Below are 16,342 nucleotides of genomic sequence, written 5' to 3'. Positions count from 1 at the left end.
CCCTCTTAGGAAGAGGGATGAAAACTCTTGCCCAGCGAACCGGGCGCGCGTCCTGCTCGTATCACGACGAGCACGAGGATCGTCGCTAAATATGGTGCCATGGACAGATATTCCGTAGGAATTTTCAAGCCTTCCGCTTGTAGGTTGAGCTGAAGAACGGTGACTCCGCCGAAAAGATAGGCACCTGCAATCAGACGCCAAGGATTCCAGCTCGCAAAGACGACAATCGCGAGCGCAATCCAGCCTGCGCCGCTGGTGATTCCGTCGATCCATTGCGGCACGCGGACAAGGCTGATGTAGGACCCTGCAAGCCCCGCACAAGCGCCGCCGAAGAGGATCGCGAGGACGCGCACGAGCCGCACGTTATATCCTAGCGCATGGGCTGCATCATGGTTTTCCCCGACCGCGCGGAGGATCAGCCCCGCGCGGGATTTCGACAGGAACCACCAAGTTCCTGCAACGAGCAAAAGGCTCACATAGACGATCGGGTCATGCTGGAACAAGATGCGACCGATCACGGGAATGTCGGATATGATCGGCAGGTTGAGCTTGCCCACGATAAGATCACTCGACCCTGTCGCACCTTGGCCGATAAGCGAGGCAAGGCCGAGGCCGAACATCGTCAGCCCGAGACCTGTTGCGACCTGATTGGTCAGCAGAAACTGGGTCAGGGCAGCAAAGACAAAAGAAAGAGCCGCGCCCGCAAAGGCTGCACCGACAAAGCCGATATAGGGGTTCTCGGTTCCGTGGCCGACGATATAGCCACAGACGGCCCCTGTGATCATCATACCTTCGACCCCGAGGTTGAGAACGCCTGCGCGTTCGACCACGAGTTCACCGATGGCGGCCAAGAGAATGGGGGTCGAGGCCACCATCAAAGCTGCAAGAAGAAGGATCGGGTTGATATCCATTACTGAGCCTTCCCTTTGGTGCGAAATTTGATCCGGTAATTCGTTAGCAAATCAACGCCCAAGAGCGAAAAGAGGAGCAGCCCTTGGAAGCACTTGATCGCAGCGGCCGGCAGTCCCAGCGACTGTTCGGCAAGATTGCCGCCGATATAGGTCAGCGCAAGTAGGATGCCCGCGAGCAAGATCCCGACGGGATGCAAGCGGCCCAAGAACGCAACGATGATCGCGGTAAATCCGTAGTAGGTCGGAAAACTTCCGAGGATCTTACCCGACGGGCCCGTCACTTCGAACACACCCGCGAGCCCTGCAAGTGCGCCCGAAATGGCCATACACACGAGGATGAGCCGATTGGGGTTCACGCCCGAAAAGGCGGCCGCGCGCGGGCTTTGACCCGCAAGACGCACGTCGAAGCCGAATTGATGGCGGGTCAAAGCGATATAGGCGGCGACGACGGACAAAAGCGCGGCCACGACACCAAGGTGGATACCCGATCCTGCGATCAGATCGGGGTTGGCGGCGGACGCAAACCGTCTGAGGTCCCGCGATCCGGGCATGCCGAACCCGTCAGGGTCGCGCAGCGCGCCGATGGCCATGGCTTTGATCAAGACCTCGGCCACATAGACAAGCATGAGCGAAACCAGAATTTCATTCGTTTTAAAGTAGACCCGCAAGAGTGCAGGGATCATCGCCCAGACCAGACCGCCCAAGGCTCCGAAGAGGATGGTGAGCGGAAAGATAAGCCAGCGGGCCTCCATCGGATAAAACGAGAGCGCAAGCGCCGCACCCGTTATAGCGCCGATGATATATTGCCCTTCCGCACCGATGTTCCAGATGCCTGCACGAAAGCCGAAGGAAAGGCCGATGGCGATCAGGATCAGCGGCGCGGCCTTTTTTATGACGTTCGGTCGGTCGAGATCGGCAAACTCTCCGAACAGGGGGTCCCAAAAGATCACTTTGGTAGCAAGGATCGGGTCCTTGCCCAAAATCGCAAAGAGACCCATGCCGAGTATGATGGTCAGGACAACGGCAAGGATCGGCGCGCCGAAGGTCCAGACTTTGGACGGTTGGGGTCGTTTTTCCAGCTTAAACATGGGCAGGCTCCATATCGTGGGCGCCGCCCAGCATCAGTCCGATGGTTTCCACCGTAAGTCCCTCGGTCGGGCGCGGTGCGGCAAGCTCTCCCCCGTTCAGCGCGGCAAAACGGTCGGATATTTCCATCAGCTCGTCGAGGTCCTGTGAAATACACACGACCGCCGCCCCTTCGGCCGCCAGATCAAGGAGCGCTTGGCGGATCGAAGCCGCAGCCGAGGCGTCAACACCCCAAGTCGGCTGGTTCACGACGAGCACTCGCGGTTTTTGCATGATTTCGCGACCTATCACGAATTTCTGTAGGTTGCCGCCCGACAGCGAGCGTGCAGCGTTTTCGGGGCCCGGCGTCCTAACGTCAAAGGCCGCGATGACATCGCGCGCAAATTCCCGTGCCTTGTCCCAATCGACAAAACCGTTCTTGGTCAACTGCTTGCGGGTGCGCGCGGTCAAAAGGGCATTTTCGGTCAATGTCATATCGGGGGCTGCCGCATGGCCGTTCCGCTCTTCGGGCGCGGCGCAAAGGCCCAAGGCGCGCCTTTCGTTCGGAGACGCTGCGCCGATGTCCCTGCCGTCAAGAAAGATCATCTGGGCACCGGTTCCCATTTCCCCCGAAAGCGCGGCGACAAGCTCGTCTTGGCCGTTGCCCGCGACACCGCCGATGCCGACGATTTCACCCGACCGCACCGAAAGCGAGATGGCCTTGAGCGCTGTGCCGAACCGATGGGGGGCAGGGGCACTCAGCCCATTGAGTTCAAGCAGAATCTCGCCCGCCTTTTTGCCTGCATTGGTGGGGGTGTGAAGTTTGCTCCCGACCATCATCTCGGCCATATCGCGGGCAGATGTTTCGCGCGGGTCGCAAGTTCCGACCACTTTGCCCAAGCGCAGGATCGTGGCGTGCTCGCACAGGGTGCGGATCTCTTCAAGCTTGTGCGAGATATAGAGGATCGCGGTCCCCTTGCTCGATAGGAGCCTCAAGGTGTCGAAAAGCGTGGCGACCTCTTGCGGGGTGAGAACCGACGTCGGCTCGTCCATGATCAAAAGACGCGGGTCTTGGAGAAGGCAGCGGATGATCTCGACCCGTTGGCGCTCGCCTGCCGACAGGTCGCCGACGATCCGCGCAGGATCAAGAGGAAGTCCATAGGTTTCCGAAACGGATTTGATGCGTGACGATAGCTCAGAAAACGGTGGTGGGTTTTCCATTCCGAGCGCAATATTCTCGGCCACATTGAGCGCGTCGAAAAGCGAGAAATGCTGGAAGACCATGCCGATGCCGCTTGCGCGGGCGGCTTTGGGTTCGGCGGGACGGAACTCGGCACCGTCCAGAAGCATCGTCCCCTTGTCAGGTTTGACGAGCCCGTAGATCGTTTTGACCAGCGTCGATTTACCCGCTCCGTTTTCACCCAGCAGCGCGTGGATCTCGCCTTTGCCGATGGTAAAGGTCACATCCGAGTTCGCAACGACCCCCGGATAGGCTTTGGTCAAGCCTTTGAGCTCGAGCAGCTTTTCCCTCACCCTGTCTCTCCCTTTTGTCGCGCAAGCTTGCTGCTTTGCGTCAGCATTTGTGTTGCCACTCCAACTGCAATGGCTTGGGGGTGTTTGCCAAGACTTGGATTGCCGATCGGGCAATCAATTCTAGCGATTTTCGCAGGGGAATGGCCCATTTCTCCAAGTCTTTTGCTGAAACGGGCCCATTTTGTCGCAGACCCGATCAAGCCTGTGCGCTCGAAACCATGCGCCAAGAGCGCATTGCACAGAGCAAGATCAAGCGCGTGACTATAGGTCAGTATGATATGTTCGGCCGACTTCGGGGCAAAAGCGACAAGCCGCTCGGGCTCTTGAGCCGCTACGGTTTCCACCTCGGGGGGAACTTGGACGGGAAAGCGGATTTGATCCGTGTCGATCCACGTGATGTCGAAAATCTCGAGCGGCGAGAGGACCTGAACCAAGGCGCGACCCACATGCCCCGCGCCCCAAATCCAAAGTGGACGCCGCGCAGGCGTTTCGGCTTCGATCAGCCAGCCTTCGATCATCAGGGGAAGCGCGCCTTTGCGGATCAGGGCGGCGCGGCGCGCGACGGCTTCGGGGGGATTTGCAGGACCATCGATCCGCCGCACGAACGGCCCATCCCCTTTGCAGTCCTCGCTCGTCAAGCGTTCCCACACCAGAGTGACCGAGCCGCCGCAACATTGGCCGAGTGACGGACCAAGCGGGAAGGTCCGGCTCTGTGCCTTGCCTGTTTCCAGAATGTCTCGCGCCAGCGCGATGGCCTCTTGTTCGAGCGCACCGCCGCCGATCGTGCCGATTATCCTGTCGTGTTGCACGAGCATCGATACGCCCGCTTCCCGCGGTGTTGATCCCGCCGATGCGGTGATCAGCACCCGCACGGTGGGTCCGCTTTGGAGATGGCGGCGAAGTGCTCTGCGATCAAAGCTCATCTCGGGCCCTCTTGATGGCGGCAAGAATGCGTTCGGGTGTCGCGGGCGCATCGAGCATCGGGTATTTCGGCCCGCATGCGGAAATCGCGTCCGAAAGGGCCAAGAACGCCGAGATCCCATGCATGAAAGGGGGCTCGCCGACCGCTTTTGACCGATAGATCGTTGCCATCGGGTTCGGTGCATCCCAAAGATCGACGTTAAAGACGTCGGGACGGTCGGAGCAGGCAGGGATTTTGTAGGTCGAGGGCGCGTGGGTGCGCAGCCTTCCTTTGTCGTCCCAGACAAGCTCTTCGGTGGTGAGCCATCCTGCGCCCTGCACATAGCCGCCTTCGACCTGTCCGATATCAAGCGCGGGGTTCAGCGACGCGCCTGCGTCATGGAGAATATCCGCGCGCAGAATGCGGTTTTCTCCTGTCAGGGTGTCGATCACCACTTCGGTAAGCGCAAGACCTTGGGCAAAATAGAAAAACGGTCGGCCTTTGCCTGCGATGCGGTCCCAGCTGAGGTCGGGGGTCTTGTAAAACCCCGTGGACGATAGGCTGACGCGTGACTGATACGCCAGCGCCGCAAGCTCGGCAAAGAGCAGCGATTTGGACGGGCCGTGCACGTGCCCGCCTTCGAAGCGTAGCTCTGCGGAGGTGCAATCAAGGACCTGTGCCGCGACTTCTGCCATACGGTCCTTGATCGTATCGCAGGCGATTTTGACGGCCATTCCATTGAGGTCGGAACCCGAAGAGGCAGCCGTCGCCGAGGTGTTGGGGACCTTGGCCGTGTCGGTTGCGGTGATCTTGATTGCGGCCTGATCCACGCCAAAGGTCTGGGCCGCGACTTGCGCGACTTTCTGGAACAGTCCTTGGCCCATCTCGGTTCCACCGTGGTTGATCCTTATGGAACCGTCGGCATAAACGTGCACCAAGGCACCCGCTTGGTTGAGATGGGTAAGCGTGAACGAGATACCGAATTTGACCGGCGAGAACCCGAGCCCTTTTTTCAGAATAGGCTGCGCGGCGTTCCAAGCATCGATCTCTCGACGTCTTTCGGCATAGGCCGCACTTGCGAGGAAGTTTTCGGTCATTTCGCCCAGAATAAAGTCAGTGACTTCCATCCCGTAGGGCGTCGTATTGACGGGGTTCGCCGCGGCGGGGTTCGCCTGCATCGGTGCGTAATAGTTGATCCGCCGCACGTCGACGGGATCAGCCCCAAGCGTATGGGCGATATGATCCATCACCCGTTCGATCCCGAGCACGCCTTGGGGGCCGCCGAACCCGCGAAACGCCGTTGCCGAGGCGGTGTTGGTCTTGAGCCGATGCGATGTGATCGTGACGTGATCCAGCAAATAGGCGTTGTCGGAATGAAGCATCGCGCGATCCGCCACAGGAAGCGTCAGATCAAGCGCCCAGCCGCCACGGGTCTTCTGGTCGAACTCGATCCCGAGAATGCGGCCACTCTGGTCGAACCCCACCTCGTAGTCGATTTCGAAGTCGTGCCGCTTGCCCGTGATCACCATGTCGTCATCGCGGTCATAGCGCATCTTGCAGGCGCGCCCCGTCAGTCTTGCGGCGATGGCGCAGGCCACGGCAAGTGCGTTGCCTTGGCTTTCCTTGCCGCCGAAACCGCCCCCCATTCGCCGCGTTTCAACCCGCACACCGTGAAACGGAATGCCCAGAGCTTCGGCCACCTTGTGTTGGATTTCGGTCGGGTGCTGGGTCGAAGAATGGATTTCCATATCCCCGTTATCCTGCGGCAATGCCAGCGCAGCTTGACCCTCAAGGTAGAAATGCTCTTGCCCGCCCATCGTGATCCGGCCCGAGATCCGGTTCGGCGCGGATTTGATTGCCGTTCGACTATCCCCCTTGCTCCAGACACGGGGACCGTCCTCGAAACGACTATCTGCGGCCAATGCTTCTTTGATCGTGAGGATCGGCGTTTCCTCGGTATATGTGATTTTCCCCAGCCGTGCGGCTTTGCGTGCGAGCAGATGGCTTTCGGCAACGACGAGGAAAAGCGGCTGGCCGTGATAATGGACTGTCCCGTCGCTCAGAAGCGGCTCGTCATGCGCTCCGGGGGAGACGTCATTGGCAAAGGGAAGATCCTCTGCCGTCAGAACGGCAACGACCCCTTGAGCAGTGCGGACCGAGGAAAGGTCCATGTCGGTGATCTTGCCCTTAGCGATGGTCGATAGACCGAATGCGAGGTGAAGCGCGCCACGCGGAAGCGGGATATCATCGACATAGCGCGCGGCGCCTGTGACGTGGAGAGGTGCGCTGTCATGGGGGGAGGAACGATGGACACTCATGCGCGGACCTCCAGAACATTGACTACCTGTCCCGCCCGCTCGGCGAAATAGCGGTCGAAGAGGGATTTTGCGACCTCAAGTCGATACCCCGCGCTTGCTCGCATATCGCTGATCGGACGGAAGTCTTTTTCCATGGCGGCTTTGGCGCGGTTGATCGTGTCCGTGGACCATGTCTCGCCCACCATCGCTTGCATTGCATGGGTTGCAAGTTTCGGAGTTGCGGCCATTCCGCCAAAGGCGATCCGCGCCGCGGTCACGGTGCCGTTTTCCACCGTCACGTTGAAACATCCAAGGACAGCCGAGATATCCTGATCGAAGCGCTTGGAGATTTTGTAGCACTTGAAGTCGGGCACTGTTTTGGGGATCAAGACGGCTTCCACGAACTCACCGTTTCTGCGGTCCTGTTTGCCGTAATCGATGAAAAAGTCCTCGAGGGCGAGGCTGCGCCGCGCATCGCCCTGCCTGAGCTGGAGTTGCGCACCCATGGCAATCAGCGCGGGTGGATTGTCGCCGATCGGCGAGCCGTTCGCGATATTCCCGCCGATGGTTGCGGCGTTGCGCACTTGCTCCGAGGCATAACGGCGGATCAACTCGGCATAAGTCGGATGGCTTTCGAGCAAAGCCGAACGAAGCGCGGTCATGGTGACAGCCGCGCCGATCCAAAGGCGGTCCCCCAAATCGCGGATATGCTGAAGATCGCTACATTTCCCGAGGAACGCGACGTTCGGCAATTCTCTGAGCTGCTTTGTGACCCAAAGACCGACATCCGTCGCACCTGCGATCAGTTGGGCATCGGGATGATCGACATACCAAGCGGCAAGTTCGTCCGAGGTCTGCGGTGCAAAGGGCGCGGGCGCCCTGAGGGTCGAGAGCTTTTGGTGATCCTCCTCGATCCAGTCGGGGCGCTCGGCACCTTCGGCGGCTTGGGCGGCCCTTATGATGGGGGCGTAACCGGTGCAGCGGCAAAGGTTTCCTGCCAGAACGGTATCGTGATCTGTCCGTCCCTGCGCATGACCCGCAACCAGCGAGGCCACAATCCCGGGTGTGCAGAACCCGCATTGAGACCCGTGATGTTCGATCATGGCCGTTTGAACGGGGTGAAGGCCATTCGATCCGAGCGCTTCGACCGTGCGCACCGCTTTGCCGTGAAGTTGCGGCAAAAAGAGAATGCAGGCATTGAGCGCCTTGATCCCGTTTTCATCCTGAACCACCACGGTGCAGGCCCCGCAGTCGCCTTCGTTGCATCCCTCTTTGGTGCCTTTCAAATCGCGCTCTTCACGCAGCCACTCGAGCAAAGTCCGAGTCGGCGCGGTGGTCAACCGAATGGTCTCTCCGTTCAGAAGAAACTCGATATCCATGTGAAAACCCGCCGCCTTACCGTCGTGAAGGGGTCCTTACAGGATCGATGCGGCGTAGATCCTGTGCCCGTGTTGTTCTTGAATAGACCAAAGGAAAACGCGGTTTGGCAAGAGAAAAGGGTCCGAGGGTCGCCACGTCCCTATGCGAATGCGCAAAAAATGGGCACCTTTGCGGCGCGCCTTTGGTTATTCCCTCTGGGGGACGGCTGGAGTAGCTTGGGCACATGAGTGACTCTGCCAGATTTATACACCTCCGCGTCCATACCGAATATTCGCTTCTGGAAGGCGCTGTTCGCGTCAAGAAACTGGCGGGAATGGCGGCTGCAATGAACATGCCCGCCGTTGCCGTGACGGATACGAACAACATGTTCTGCGGGCTCGAATTTTCGGAATATGCGGGCAAGGATGGTGTTCAACCGATCGTCGGCTGTCAGATCGATTTGGCCTATGTCGCGCCCGAGCCCGGAAAACGCCCCGAGCCGCCTGCGCCGATCGTTCTCTTGGCGCAGTCCGAGCAAGGTTACATGAACCTGATGAAGCTCAATTCCGCGCTCTATCTGGATCAGGGCGGCCAGCTTCCGCATGTGACACTAGATGACCTAAAGGCCCATAATGCGGGATTGATCTGTCTCTCCGGTGGTCCGGATGGCCCTGTCGGGCGGCTCTTGCGCATGGGGCAGAGCGTCAAGGCCGAAGCTTTGGTCAGGTCGCTTCACGACATCTATGCCGACAGGTTTTATATCGAGCTACAGCGCCACCCCGAGGAAGGCGGTCTTCCCGAAGCCGAACGATTGAGCGAGCGCGGGCATATTGAAATGGCCTACGACATGGATATCCCGCTCGTGGCGACCAATGATGTGTATTTCCCCAAGCCCGACATCTATGAGGCCCACGACGCGCTTATCTGTATCGCCCAAGGCGCCTATGTCGATCAGCAAGAGCCGCGCCGTCGTCTCACGCCGCAACACTACTTCAAGAGCCAAGAGGAAATGGTTGCGCTTTTTGCCGATCTTCCTGAAGCGATTGAAAACACAGTCGAGATTGCGAAGCGCTGCGCGTTCAAGGTTTATAAGCGTGCGCCGATCCTCCCCAAATTCGCCGACGACGAGGTGGAGGAACTTCGCCGTCAGGCTTGGGAAGGTTTGGACAAGCGCCTTTCGGTGATCAAGGCGGTTGCGGACCGCAAGGTTTACGAAGAACGGCTCCAGTTCGAGCTTGATATCATCGAAGGCATGGGGTTCCCCGGCTACTTCCTGATCGTTGCCGACTTTATCAAATGGTCCAAGGACAATGGCATTCCCGTCGGTCCGGGGCGGGGGTCGGGTGCAGGTTCACTCGTCGCTTATGTGCTGACGATCACCGACCTTGATCCTTTGCGCTACTCGCTTCTCTTCGAACGTTTTCTCAATCCCGAACGTGTTTCGATGCCGGACTTCGACATCGACTTTTGCATGGATCGTCGCGAAGAAACGATCCGCTATGTGCAGGAAAAATACGGTCGCGACAAAGTCGGGCAGATCATCACATTCGGCGCGCTTTTGTCCAAAGCGGCCGTCCGCGACGTTGGGCGCGTTCTCCAGATGCCATATGGTCAGGTCGACCGCCTCTCCAAGATGATCCCTGTCGAAGGCGTTAAGCCCGTCTCGATCGAACAGGCTTTGGCGCAGGAAGAGCGACTTCGCGAAGAGGCCCGCAACGAGGAAGTCGTAGATCGACTTTTGACCTATGGGATGAAGATCGAGGGGCTCTTGCGCAACGCCTCGACCCACGCTGCAGGCGTGGTGATCGGAGATCGTCCGCTCGACGAGCTTGTGCCGCTCTATCAGGATCCGCGTTCGGATATGCCTGCGACCCAGTTCAACATGAAATGGGTCGAGCAGGCGGGCCTTGTGAAGTTCGACTTCCTCGGGCTCAAGACGTTGACGGTGATCCAGTCGGCGATGAACCTCATTTTCAAATCAGGCCGCCCGCTTCATGTCGCAGCGGACGGGCGCAAGCTTTACGAGCCGGCCGAGGGCGCCGAGAACGAGATCAACGCGATCCCGCTGGATGACGAGCGCACCTATAAACTCTATGCCGACGCAAAAACGGTCGCTGTGTTTCAGGTGGAATCCACAGGTATGATGGATGCGCTCAAGCGCATGAAGCCGACCTGTATCGAGGACATCGTGGCGCTCGTGGCGCTCTATCGTCCCGGCCCGATGGAAAACATCCCCGTTTACTGTGAGGTCAAGCACGGCAAACGGGAGCTGGAATCGATCCACCCGACCATCGACCATATCCTTGCTGAAACGCAGGGCATCATCGTTTATCAGGAACAGGTGATGCAGATCGCGCAGGTCATGGCGGGCTATAGTCTTGGCGGCGCGGACCTTTTGCGCCGCGCGATGGGTAAGAAGATTGCCGAAGAAATGGCCAAGGAACGCCCCAAGTTCATCGAGGGTGCCAAGGCCACGCACAACGTCCCCGAAAAGAAAGCCGGCGAGGTTTTCGATCTTCTGGAGAAATTCGCGAACTACGGTTTCAACAAATCGCACGCGGCTGCCTATGCGGTGGTGTCCTATCAAACCGCATGGCTCAAGGCGAACCATCCCGTCGAATTCATGGCGGGGGTGATGAACTGCGATATCCACCTGACGGATAAGCTCGCCGTTTATTTCCAAGAGGTGAAAAAGGGTCTCGGGATCGATTACATCCCGCCTTGCGTCAACCGATCGCTCGCGACCTTCGATGTGGTCGATCAGAAACTGGTCTATGCGCTGGGCGCGCTCAAGAACGTGGGCGTCGAGGCGATGAAGCTGATCGTGGAAGCGCGCGGCGACAAGCCTTTCGTGAACTTGTTCGATTTCGCCCGCCGCGCGGATTTGAAACGTGTGGGCAAACGACCGTTGGAGATGCTGGCCCGCGCAGGGGCCTTTGACCAACTCGACAGCAATCGGCGCCGCGTATTCGAGAGCCTTGATGCGCTTTCGGGATATTCGGCGGCCGTGCATGAACAAAAGTCGTCCAATCAGGTGTCTCTCTTCGGGGATGCGGGGGATGATTTGCCCGAGCCGCGTTTGCCGCGCTGTGACGACTGGCTGCCTGCGGAACGTCTGGCCGAAGAATTCAAGGCGATCGGGTTCTATCTCTCGGGTCACCCGCTGGACGACTACCTTCCTGCGCTGAAACGCAAGCAGGTGCTGACCCTTGACGAAGTGACGGCCAAGGCCGAGCGCGGTGCGTGTATCGTCAAAATGGCGGGCACGGTGTCGGGACGGCAGGAACGCAAGTCTGCGCGAGGAAACCGCTTTGCTTTTGCGCAGCTTTCCGACCCGACAGGTGGTTACGAGGTGACGATTTTCTCGGATACGCTCGAGGCTTGTCGCGATTTTCTGGAGACCGGTGCACAGGTGGTGCTTCAGGTCGAAGCGACCATGGAAAGCGATCAGCTCAAGCTTCTGGCGCGGTCTGTTTCGCCGATCGATAACGTTGTCGCCGATGCAGGCAGCACGGGGCTAAGGATATTCGTCGACGAGGAAGAGGCGATTGCTTCGGTTGCTTCAGTCCTCGAGAGTGCGCGCCGTGACAAGGTCCGCGGGGGTAGGGGGCCGATCTATTTCTGCCTGCTTCGGCCCGATCTTCCGGGTGAAGTCGAATTGGATATCGGCGAGGAATTTCCGCTCAACCCGCAGATCAAGGGCGCGATCAAGTCGCTGAACGGCGTGATCGAGGTCGAGGAAGTCTAAGGCCACTCGGGCTTGCCGCATCTGGGATTGTCCCTTAGACCCGTTGTTAACCCAACGGTAGAGTGGGCGCGGCGGCGAGACGGATACCATGAAGAAATATGTGCTGGTCCTCGGAATGGGGCTTGCTTTGTCGGGGTGTGGCAATCCCTTTGATCGAGTGAACAGACTTGAGGATATCGAGCTTGCGCCAGAGGGCGAGTCTCTGGCCATCGCATCGGTTGAAGAGGCTCCCGCGCGCAGAGGGCTCTTTGCCCGTTTGTTGCCCAAGAGCGCAACCGATGAAACCGTGTCAACGCCGGGCCCATCGCATGACACAGACGCGACGGACGACATTCCTGAGGAAGAGACCGTCTCTAGGCCGAAACGCAGTTTGTTCGGGCTTCTGAGTCGCAAGCCTGCCCGAGAACAGGTGGATGAGCCGATCATCGGGCCGGCCTCGCAGCGCGTGACCAGCGGCACACTATTGCCCTATGGCGAGATCGGAACCAATTGTGAAATTGCGCCGAATGAGCTTGGCGCGCGCGTCACCTCTGCTTCGGGCTATGGTCTTTATGATGCGGGCGGCGACACCGAAGCCCCGCGCAGTTTCTATCTCACGGGGTTTCCCGATGGCTGTGTCCGTCAATTCACCGCCGCAATGGTGATGTTCGGCGATGTGGGGACCTATGAGATGCTGCGGTTTCAGGCAGGCCGCAAGGCAACCAGCGCAACCGATCGTGCCTATGACGAGATCCAGTCGCGGTTTTGCAGCGTGACGATCGGCGAGCCCTGTGGCGGGCAACTTGATGAACTGGCAAAAGCGACAACTTTTTTAACAGCTTACGAAGCCTTCGGCACCAATGCGCATTGGGCCGACATCCTCATCCACGAAGGCCGTGTCGTTTCCGTCGAGTTGCGCGAACCCTAGTTTACCAATGCGGGGGGCGTTGATCGGCCAGCGGGATCATGCTCTCGCCGTCCATTTCGCGCTGGGCCTCACGCTCCAGAAGCATCCCGATCCGCCTTTTGGCCAGATCAAGGTCGACCTGCTGCTTGGCGACCACATCCGAGAGCTCCTCGACCATTCGGGTGAGGTGCGCGATCTTTTCTTCGAGGCGTATTATGTCTGACATGCTTTTCCATTATCAGCCTCCAAGCACGCCGTCTATGTCGCCGCACGCGCTTGAGGCATACAAACACGCAAAGCCTGCGTTGCTCTCGGGGGCTGCGCACGTTAAAGGCAGAGCAAACCACCGACCGAGGACAAAATGGCCAAGGACAAGAAACAACCCCGCCCACAGGCAATCACGCCCAAAGGTTTCCGCGATTATTTTGGCGTAGAGGTCACCGAGCGTGCCGCGATGCTCAACCAGATCGCAGGGGTGTATCATCGTTATGGCTTCGAGGCTCTGGAAACGAGCGCGGTTGAAACGGTCGAGGCGCTGGGCAAGTTTCTCCCCGATGTGGATCGCCCGAACGAGGGTGTTTTCGCCTGGCAGGAAGACGACAGCGATTGGGTCGCGCTTCGTTATGACCTGACCGCCCCGCTTGCACGCGTTTACGCACAGTTCCGCAATGATCTTCCGACGCCCTATCGCCGCTATGCGATGGGACCCGTCTGGCGCAACGAAAAACCGGGTCCGGGCCGTTTCCGCCAGTTCTATCAGTGTGATGCCGATACCGTTGGCGCGGCGACGGTCGCCGCCGATGCCGAGATTTGCGCGATGCTTTCGGACACGCTGGAAGTCGTCGGTATTCCGCGCGGCGACTATGTTGTGCGGGTGAACAACCGCAAGGTTCTCAACGGCGTGATGGAGGTTGCCGGGGTTCTCGATCCGAATGATCCCGATAAGTTCGTGAACGAGCGCGGCATCGTGCTGCGCGCCATCGACAAGCTGGACCGCCTTGGAACCGATGGTGTCCGCGCGCTGCTTGGTGAGGGCCGCAAAGACCCTTCGGGCGATTTCACCAAGGGGGCGGGTCTTTCGCCCGAGCAGGCCGAGATCGTCATGGGCTTTATGGATGCGCGTCGTGACAGTGGGGCTGCAACGGTCGCTCGCCTGCGCGAGTTGGTAACGGGTTCGAACACCGGCAATGACGGTGTGAACGAGCTTGAAACCATTGCCGAGCTTTTGGATGCGCAGGGATATGGCGCGGACCGTATCGTCATCGACCCTTCGGTGGTGCGCGGTCTCGGGTATTATACAGGCCCCGTTTACGAGGCGGAACTCACCTTCGAAATTCTCGACGAAAAGGGACGCCCGCGTCAATTCGGGTCGGTCTCGGGTGGTGGGCGCTATGACGATCTGGTCAAGCGCTTCACGGGGCAGGAAGTGCCTGCGACGGGGGTTTCGATCGGTGTCGACCGTCTGCTTGCCGCGCTTCGCGCCAAGGGGCGTTTGACCGCGACCGCAAAGGGGCCTGTTGTCGTGACGGTTATGGACCGCGACCGTATGGCCGACTATCAGGCCATGGTGGCAGAGCTTCGCAATGCGGGTATCCGTGCCGAGGTCTATCTTGGAAACCCCAAGAACTTCGGAAACCAGCTCAAGTATGCCGATAGCCGGAACTCTCCCGTTGCCGTGATCGAAGGCGGCTCCGAAAAAGTGGCGGGCGTTGTCCAGATCAAGGACCTCGTCCTTGGGGCCCAGATTGCCCAGAACGCCACTTTGGACGAATGGAAAGAGCGCCCGAGCCAATACGAAGTGCCACGTAGTGAGCTTGTCGCCAAAGTGCGCGAAATTCTGGACGGGCAGAACTGATGCCGCCGCGTCCCGAAATCCTGCTGGAGGCGCGTCGTCTCTGCGCTGCATTCGAGGCCGAAGGTGCGATCTCGGTAAAGGCCGACGTATTGCAGCCCGCCGGCACGCTGCTCGACCTTTATGGCGAAGATATCCGTGCGCGGGCCTATGTGACCCAAGACCCGATCCACGGCGAGTTCGTGCTGCGTCCCGACTTCACTGTGCCTGTGGTCCAGATGCATATGGAGACCTTTGCCGAGCCTGCACGATATACTTATGCAGGCAAGGTGTTCCGCCGTCAGGAAGAGGACACAGGCCGTCCGAATGAGTTTATTCAGGTCGGTTACGAAGTCTTTGACGGCTCTGACCCCGCCAAGGCGGACGCCGAAGTCTTTGCCGTTATTTCGCGCGAGCTCAAAGGGCTTCCGATCCGCGCCGCTACGGGCGATCTCGGGATCTTGATGGCTGCGGTGCGCGGTCTTGAAACCTCGGACGCGCGCAAGGCTGCGCTTTTGCGCCACATCTGGCGACCGCGCCGTTTCCGCGCTTTGCTGGACCGTTTCGGGGGGCGGGGACAGATGCCTGCCTCGCGTGCGGCGTTGCTTGCCTCTGCCGATCCTTTTGCAGGTAATCATCCCGAGATTGGATTGCGGTCGCGTTCCGAGATCGAAGCACGCATTGTCGCGCTCAGGGCCGATGCCGAGACGGCTCCGATTTCGAGCGAGCAAATCGCGATCCTCGACGAGCTTTTGAGCCTTCGGGAAACCTGTCCGAATGCGCTGAGTGCGCTGCGTGATATCGCTGTCGATCTTCCCGCGATCCTACCCGCTGTTGGGCGGTTGAGCGAGCGGCTCGAAGCCATGGCTGCGCGCGGTATTGATGTGACCGATCTCGAATTCGAAGGCAGCTATGGGCGCACAACCCTCGAATATTACGACGGGTTTGTTTTCGGGTTTTATGCCACGAGCCGTCCTGATCTTCCTCCTGTTGCGACTGGGGGGCGCTATGATGCCCTGACCCGTCAACTCGGTCAGGGCCGCGAGGTTCCCGCAGTTGGCGCAGTGATCCGTCCCGAAGTCGTCGTCGCCCTGAAGGAGCAGGCATGAGCATCAAACTTGGTGTGCCGTCCAAAGGGCGGCTGATGGAAAAAACCTTCGAGTGGTTCGGCGCTCGTGGTGTCAAACTTCTTAAAACGGGTTCCGAGCGCGAATACGCCGGTGCCGTCGAAGGGATCGACGGGGTGGAGCTCGTGCTGCTTTCCGCAGGCGAGATTCCCCGCGAACTCGCCGCAGGCCGTATCCACCTTGGGGTGACTGGCTCTGATCTTGTGCGCGAGAAGGTCCCCGCGTGGGAGCAGCGCATCGCCGAAGTGGCCAAGATGGGCTTTGGCGGTGCCGATCTGATCATAGCCGTTCCCACATTCTGGGTGGATGTCGATACGCTTGATGATCTCGATGCGGCGGCTACGGCTTTTCGCAAGACGCATGGGTTCCGTCTTCGGATCGCGACCAAGTATCACCGTCTGGTGCGCGAGTATCTGCGGGACAACGGGGTCGCCGACTATCAGCTTGTCGATAGCCAAGGCGCAACCGAAGGCACCGTCAAAAACGAGACGGCCGAAGCAATCGCGGACATCACGTCCACGGGCGAAACGCTCCGCGCCAACGGTCTCAAGATCCTTGGCGGTGGCCCGATCCACTCCAGTCAGGCGACGTTGTTCAAGAGCCGCACCGCGGATTGGTTGGGCGAGAACAAATCGATCCTTCGGTCGCTCGAAGAGGCGCTCTCTGTCTGATAAGGTCCGACAG

Annotated in this window: 12 protein-coding genes; 5 read left to right on the top strand and 7 right to left on the bottom strand. The window is 59.4% G+C overall.

Going from position 1 to position 16,342, the window contains the following annotated elements; translation table 11 throughout:
- Nucleotides 1-5: 5 nt before the first annotated feature.
- Genes QQG91_RS10825 through xdhA form a run of 6 tightly spaced genes read right to left on the bottom strand, consistent with a single transcriptional unit; the run spans nucleotide 6 to nucleotide 8,086 of the window.
- The gene (locus QQG91_RS10825; RefSeq protein WP_285770241.1) at nucleotides 6-911 is read right to left on the bottom strand and encodes an ABC transporter permease; all 906 of its coding nucleotides are present in this window, start codon (nucleotides 909-911) and stop codon (nucleotides 6-8) included.
- A complete protein-coding gene (locus QQG91_RS10820) occupies nucleotides 911-1,999 on the bottom strand; it encodes an ABC transporter permease (protein ID WP_285770240.1) in 1,089 nt (362 codons plus the stop codon). Before QQG91_RS10820 ends, QQG91_RS10825 begins: the two co-directional genes overlap by 1 nt.
- Nucleotides 1,992-3,509, bottom strand: a complete 1,518-nt coding sequence (locus tag QQG91_RS10815) for an ABC transporter ATP-binding protein (protein WP_285770239.1) — start codon at nucleotides 3,507-3,509, stop codon at nucleotides 1,992-1,994. The genes QQG91_RS10820 and QQG91_RS10815 overlap by 8 nt, the downstream gene beginning before the upstream one ends.
- On the bottom strand, nucleotides 3,506-4,432 hold the full coding sequence (gene xdhC, locus QQG91_RS10810; protein ID WP_285770238.1) for a xanthine dehydrogenase accessory protein XdhC: 927 nt from the start codon (nucleotides 4,430-4,432) through the stop codon (nucleotides 3,506-3,508). Before xdhC ends, QQG91_RS10815 begins: the two co-directional genes overlap by 4 nt.
- Nucleotides 4,422-6,728, bottom strand: coding sequence for a xanthine dehydrogenase molybdopterin binding subunit (xdhB, locus tag QQG91_RS10805; RefSeq protein WP_285770237.1), 2,307 nt, complete (start codon nucleotides 6,726-6,728; stop codon nucleotides 4,422-4,424). Before xdhB ends, xdhC begins: the two co-directional genes overlap by 11 nt.
- A complete protein-coding gene (gene xdhA, locus QQG91_RS10800) occupies nucleotides 6,725-8,086 on the bottom strand; it encodes a xanthine dehydrogenase small subunit (protein WP_285770236.1) in 1,362 nt (453 codons plus the stop codon). Before xdhA ends, xdhB begins: the two co-directional genes overlap by 4 nt.
- A 224-nt stretch (nucleotides 8,087-8,310) precedes the next feature.
- Between xdhA and dnaE the strand changes: the two genes are divergently transcribed.
- Complete coding sequence (dnaE, locus tag QQG91_RS10795; protein ID WP_285770235.1) at nucleotides 8,311-11,814, top strand: DNA polymerase III subunit alpha; 3,504 nt, start codon at nucleotides 8,311-8,313, stop codon at nucleotides 11,812-11,814.
- An 88-nt stretch (nucleotides 11,815-11,902) separates the two neighbouring features.
- A complete protein-coding gene (locus QQG91_RS10790; RefSeq protein WP_285770234.1) occupies nucleotides 11,903-12,721 on the top strand; it encodes a hypothetical protein in 819 nt (272 codons plus the stop codon).
- Between the two features lies 1 nt (nucleotide 12,722).
- Here the strand turns inward: QQG91_RS10790 and QQG91_RS10785 are convergent, their stop codons facing one another.
- Entirely contained in the window at nucleotides 12,723-12,926 is a 204-nt protein-coding gene (locus tag QQG91_RS10785; protein ID WP_285770233.1) for a SlyX family protein, read from the bottom strand.
- A 135-nt stretch (nucleotides 12,927-13,061) separates the two neighbouring features.
- Between QQG91_RS10785 and hisS the strand changes: the two genes are divergently transcribed.
- From hisS to hisG, 3 genes are read left to right on the top strand one after another with little or no spacing between them, the layout of a single operon-like run.
- Nucleotides 13,062-14,555 carry a histidine--tRNA ligase gene (gene hisS, locus QQG91_RS10780; RefSeq protein ID WP_285770232.1) on the top strand — a complete coding sequence of 498 codons (1,494 nt, stop codon included), beginning with the start codon at nucleotides 13,062-13,064 and terminating at the stop codon, nucleotides 14,553-14,555.
- Entirely contained in the window at nucleotides 14,555-15,640 is a 1,086-nt protein-coding gene (locus QQG91_RS10775) for an ATP phosphoribosyltransferase regulatory subunit (protein WP_285770231.1), read from the top strand. The genes hisS and QQG91_RS10775 overlap by 1 nt, the downstream gene beginning before the upstream one ends.
- Nucleotides 15,637-16,329 carry an ATP phosphoribosyltransferase gene (gene hisG / locus QQG91_RS10770; RefSeq protein WP_285770230.1) on the top strand — a complete coding sequence of 231 codons (693 nt, stop codon included), beginning with the start codon at nucleotides 15,637-15,639 and terminating at the stop codon, nucleotides 16,327-16,329. Before QQG91_RS10775 ends, hisG begins: the two co-directional genes overlap by 4 nt.
- Nucleotides 16,330-16,342: the final 13 nt, after the last annotated feature.

Origin of the sequence: Marivivens sp. LCG002, from assembly GCF_030264275.1 — a bacterium.
Taxonomy (GTDB): Bacteria; Pseudomonadota; Alphaproteobacteria; order Rhodobacterales; family Rhodobacteraceae; genus Marivivens.
The sequence above is the reverse complement of the archived record's forward strand: the minus strand, read 5'-3'. Positions and strand labels throughout refer to the sequence as shown.